The organism is Neisseria sp. HMSC064D07 (assembly GCF_001837185.1).
GTDB classification, from domain to species: Bacteria; Pseudomonadota; Gammaproteobacteria; order Burkholderiales; family Neisseriaceae; genus Neisseria; species Neisseria flavescens_C.
This window is the reverse complement of sequence record NZ_KV831671.1, coordinates 1-5533: the sequence shown is the minus strand read 5'-3', so window position 1 is coordinate 5533 and position 5533 is coordinate 1. Positions and strand designations below refer to the sequence as shown.

Annotated in this window: 3 protein-coding genes and 1 tRNA gene; all 4 read right to left on the bottom strand. The window is 51.1% G+C overall.

Annotated features, from left to right (window positions below):
- Positions 1-634: 634 nt before the first annotated feature.
- Positions 635-710 (bottom strand) — tRNA-Lys (locus HMPREF2608_RS03855).
- Between the two features lie 59 nt (positions 711-769).
- On the bottom strand, positions 770-1849 hold the full coding sequence (gene apbC / locus HMPREF2608_RS03850; protein ID WP_070826034.1) for an iron-sulfur cluster carrier protein ApbC: 1080 nt from the start codon (positions 1847-1849) through the stop codon (positions 770-772).
- A gap of 164 nt (positions 1850-2013) precedes the next feature.
- Positions 2014-4077: a glycine--tRNA ligase subunit beta gene (gene glyS / locus HMPREF2608_RS03845; RefSeq protein ID WP_070826033.1), complete on the bottom strand. Its 2064-nt coding sequence runs from the start codon at positions 4075-4077 to the stop codon at positions 2014-2016.
- A gap of 167 nt (positions 4078-4244) precedes the next feature.
- Positions 4245-5339 (bottom strand): FAD-dependent oxidoreductase, encoded by a 1095-nt coding sequence (locus tag HMPREF2608_RS03840; RefSeq protein ID WP_070826032.1) that lies wholly within the window; start codon positions 5337-5339, stop codon positions 4245-4247.
- Positions 5340-5533: the final 194 nt, after the last annotated feature.

Genomic DNA, 5533 nt, shown 5'->3' with positions numbered 1-5533 from the left:
AGATACTGCCAAAACTGCCGCAGCCGTCAGTTTGGAAAGTTGCATCGTTTAAATTCCTCGCAATTATTAATAGAATGGACATGAGTCCTTCCCTGTTTTAGATCTTATACGCAAACTGCCACTGGTCAGGCTTCAATCTTTACTCTTTACCCTAGAAATAGCCCATAAGAACGCAACTCGCATATATACTTCTAATTATATATATCATTTGTAATAAAAGCATTACAATTACAAAAACTTTATAAATAGTTACTGTAGTTTTATATTTTATATGCATTTTTAGGGAATTTTATTAACTGATGAATGTATGCATGTTTCTACTTAACGCCTTTAGCATGTTATAGTAGGTTGAAATTTAATGAAGATTTAAATCAAATCTAAAAACAAAAGCATAGATTGCATTTGTCATTAATATGATATTTAAAATAATGTGAACTGTTTTGTAATGAAGATTTTACATTAGATAAGAAACTCCAAATATCTACCCTAACTGCCTTCAATTGAAAAATATAACTATACTTTTCTAACAGCTTAATTACTGATAAAACTGGCCAATCTTAAATCTAAATCACTCTTTACCAAAATCCAAACGCAAAAAAACCTGCTTTTTTCAAAGCAGGTTTTTTTTTGCGTTTGGTGGGTCGTGAGCGATTCGAACGCTCGACCAACGGATTAAAAGTCCGCTGCTCTACCGACTGAGCTAACGACCCGATAAGCTGTGCATTATAGAGATGGGGCGCACAGCTGTCAACACCTTTTTTAAACTTTTTTATTCGACGACGATTTTCGGGAAGCGGCTGCTGAAGTCTTTGCCTTTATCGGCAATGGCCAGCGCGATTTGGAAGGCGGCTTCGGTGTAGATGTCGGCGATGGTTTGGTTGTTTTCAAACAAGGCCGAAGATGTGCCGCTGTCCATGGCTTCGCGTACAGGCAGGCTCAATGGAAGTTGGCCGAGCAACGGTACATTCAAACGCTCTGCCAAGTTTTTGCCGCCTTCTGCACCGAAGATTGCTTCGGCATGGCCGCAGTTGGTGCAAATATGGACAGACATGTTTTCCAAAACGCCCAAAATCGGAATATTGACTTTGTTGAACATATCCACGGCTTTGCGTGCATCAATCAGGGCGATGTCTTGCGGCGTGGTGACGACAACGGAGCCGGTCACGGGGATTTTTTGCGACAGGGTTAATTGGATATCGCCGGTACCGGGTGGCAGGTCGATGAAGAGATAATCGACATTGTCCCATTCGCTTTGGAACATAAGCTGTTGCAAGGCTTGGCTGACCATCGGGCCGCGCCAAACGACGGCTTGGTCGGTATCGACCAGGAAACCGATGGACATCACTTGAATGCCGCTTTCGGCTTCAACGGGAATGAGTTTTTTGTTTTGTTGGTCGGGTTTGCGGTCTTGTACGCCGAGCATGGTGGGCTGGCTTGGGCCATACAGGTCGGCATCGAGTACGCCGACGCGCGCGCCCATTCTGGCCATTGCGGTGGCAAGGTTGGCAGTGGTCGTTGATTTGCCGACGCCGCCTTTGCCCGATGCTACGGCGATGATGTTTTTCACGCCTTTGATGGTTGCTACGCCGGGTTGGACTTTATGCGTACCGATTTCGGTATCGATACTCAAGTGAATGTGGGTCTTGCCGGTATGCGAAATGACGGCTTCTTGAACGGCGTTGGCAATGTCTGCAGCAATATGGGCAACCGGAAACGCAAATTTTAGGCCGATATGCAGGCCGTCTGAACGCTCTTCCAGAAGCGAAACGGCTTTTTCGCTGCCCAAAGTGCGTATTGTGGTGGGAATCAACACGGCATCGAGTGCGGTTCGGATGGCTGGAATATTCATAATCTGCCTCTTGAATGTGGGAAATTGTTTGATGTGCGCGATTTGCCTGCCTGACAAATCTGCTGAATTATACCCTTGAACGCCATGTAAGGGATACGCCCGAAAAACTTCAGGCTGCCTGAATCATCGGGCAGCCTGAAAAACGGGTCAACTGAAACGCGGCCTTATTCGCTCAAGAGCGCAATGTCGGCAACTGCGTTCATTTGTTCTGCCAAGCGGTTCAGCAGGTTCAAACGGTTTTGTTTCACGGCAGCATCTTCGGCCATTACCATCACGCCGTCGAAGAAGGCATCGACTTGCGGTTTGACGGAAGCCAGCTCAGACAAAGCAGTTTGGAAATTGCCTTCGGCAACGGCAGCGGAGATTTTCGGCTGTAAACCTTGCGCGGCGGCATACAGGGCTTTTTCTTCGTCTTGTTGCAGCAGGCTTTCGTTAACCGCGCCCAACTCGGCATCGGCTTTTTTCAGCAGGTTTTGCACGCGTTTGTTGGCGGCGGCCAATGCGGCGGCTTCGGGCAGCTGTTTGAACGCGGCAACGGCTTGCAGTTTAGCGGTCAAATCGTCCAAACGGCGCGGATGTTTGGCGAGTACGGCGGCAACGATGTCTTGCGGATAATCGTTTTGCAGCAACACGGCCAAACGCGCCTGCATGAAGTCGGCGGTTTCAGACGGCGTTTTTTCGTTGAGCAAACCTTTGGGGAAGCTGTCAAAGGCCGTCTGAATCAGTTCGTTTACATCCAAACCGTACTGCATCAGCATCCGCAAAATACCCAAGGCGGCACGGCGCAGGGCGTATGGGTCTTTGTCGCCGGTCGGAATCAGGCCGATGCCCCAAATGCCGACCAAGGTTTCCAATTTGTCGGCCAAAGCAACGGCGGTTGCCACTTTGCCGTTCGGCAGGTTGTCGCCGGCAAAACGCGGTTGGTAGTGTTGCTCGATGGCTTCGGCGATTTCTTCGGTTTCGCCGTCCAAGCGGGCATAGTATTTGCCCATGGTGCCTTGCAATTCTGGGAACTCGCCGACCATTTCGGTTACCAAGTCGGCTTTGGCCAAACGTGCGGCGCGCTCGGCTGCGGCGGCATCCGCACCCAATGCTTTGGCGATATGGGCGGCGATGCTTTGCAGGCGTTCGATGCGTTCGGCCTGCGAACCGATTTTGTTGTGGTAAACCACGCTGGACAATTTCGGCAGGCGGCTTTCCAAAGTCGCTTTTTGGTCTTGCTTGTAGAAGAACTCGGCATCAGACAGGCGCGCGCGCAAAACGCGTTCGTTGCCTTGGATGATGTGCGACGGGTCTTCGGTTTGCAGGTTGGAGACCAGCAGGAAGCGGTTCATCAGCTTGCCGTTTTGGTCGAGCAGCGGGAAGTATTTTTGGTTTTGCTGCATGGTCAGAATCAGGCATTCTTGCGGCACGGCGAGGAAATGTTCTTCGAAACCTGCTTCCAATACCACAGGCCATTCGACCAATGCAGTCACTTCGTCCAACAATGCTTCATCGGCGGCAACGGTGGCTTTCAGACGGCCTGCCTGCTCGTTCAAGGCCGTCTGAATGGCGGCTTTGCGCTCGGCAAACGAAGCAACGACTTTGCCTTGCTCGCGCATTTGGGCGGCGTAGCTGTCGGCATTTTCAATGGCGATTTCGCCGCTGGAGAGGAAGCGGTGACCCAATGTTTTGTTGCCGCTTTGCAGACCCAAAACGCTGACGTTGACGATGTCGCCGCCGTGCAGCACTATCAGGCTGTGTACAGGGCGCACGAAGGTGAATGTGCTGCTGCCCCAACGCATAACTTTAGGAATCGGCAATTTTTTCACTGCAGCATTGATGATGTCTTCCAAAAGCTCGCCCAGCGGTTTGCCAGTTTGGACGTATTCATAGGCGTACACGTCTTGCTTGCCGTCGTTGATGACGGTCAAGTCTTCGATTTTCGCCCCCGCACCGCGCGCAAAACCTTCCAAAGCCTTAGTCGGCGCACCGTCTTTCATGGCATTCGCCACGGCCGGGCCTTTTTTCACGATTTTTTGGTCGGCTTGAACGGCCTTCACGTTTTTGACTTGAACGGCCAAACGGCGCGGAGAAGCATAGGTAGTGTATTCGGCTGCGCCGTCAATCAGTTGCGCCTTTTCCAAGCCTTCGGCAACGGAAGCGGCAAAATGGTTGCCCAGATTATTGAGGGCTTTTGGCGGGAGTTCTTCAGTGAGAAGTTCGATTAAAAGGGTTTGGGTTGTCATGTGCTTATCGTTAAATAGGAAATTGGTTGGCGTCTGAATACGGCATCATGCGGTTTTCAGACGCAAGGTTAATTGAATTGACGGCGATTTTATCATTTTCAGACGGCCTGTGGCTGTCTTTCACAAACAATTTGCCCGATTTTCAAGCCACTTTGTCCGCAACGTCTTCAATTTGCGGCGCGGATATACGGCAAACCGCTGGTTTCGTCGTATTCGGGAATGTCGCCTCCGGCAAACAGCGCACTGGCCAAACGCACGGCCGCACCGGTAACGGCTGGGGAAATCATAAAGCCGTGGCGGAACAGGCCGTTGACTTCAATCAGGCGGTGTTCGCGGTTGAAGCGGATTTCGGGATTGTGGTGGTTTAAAGTCGGGCGCAGGCCGGTGGCCAGTTCCAAAAGGTTCGCCTCGCCAAATGCCGGATGCACGGCATACAGCGCAGACAAAAGTTCCAAACCGGAACGCACGCTGGCCGGCGCTTGGCTTTCGCTTTCGATTTGGGTCGCACCAATCACAAAAATATGGTTTTCCTTCGGCGCGATATACAAAGGATAGCGCGGATGCAGCAGGCGCACGGGGCGGGACAGCTCAATTTCGGGGGCGTAAACGCGCGCCACTTCGCCGCGAACGCCGCGCAAAACACTTTCAGACGGCCTGTTCCACGCGCTCTTTGCACCATAACCGCGGCAGTCGATGACCCAATCATATTGCGCCGCCAAATCTTCGACTTCGCGTTCGCACGACCAATGACACGCCACATTCATTGATTCCAAAGCATCGGCAAGCGCATTCAATACTTGCCGTCCGTCCAGTTGCCCTTCTGTCGGCAGATACAGGCCGTCTGAAAACCGCCCTGCCAGTTGCGGCTCGTTTGCTGCGATTTCATCCGCGTTCCAACGTATGGTTTCATGTTCCGCCACGCCGCCGCGCTTCAAATGACGGGCAAACTCGGCAGAAAGCGGCTTGTCTTGCGTGTGCCAGACAATCAGGCTGCCGTTTTCCTGCATCATCACCGGCGTATTCAGACGGCCGACAATCGCGCGCCAAAGCGCAATGCTTTGTTTGCCCAAACGGATGACTTCGGGCGTTGCCTCCACCGCTTCGGCAGACGGCGCCAACATGGCCGCAGCAACATAAGCGGCGGCTTGCGCGCCGTTGCGTTCGCCTTTCTCAAACAACTCGACCAAAATGCCCTGCTCTGCCAATTGGAACGCAATAAGGCGACCGGAAAGGCCGCCGCCGAGTACAGCAATCTTAGACATTAGTTTCTCCTTGTTTTTAATATGAAAATGAACTGCATATTTTAGAACTTGTTTTGCTTTATCACAATATCGACACAAAATGAGAACAGTTTTTGCAGATCATGTTCGGGCTGAATCAGTAATACGTAAACAAAAATCTTCCCTCAAGCTGCCAATCAGCTTGAGACCTTTGCAAAATTCCCCAAAATCCCCTA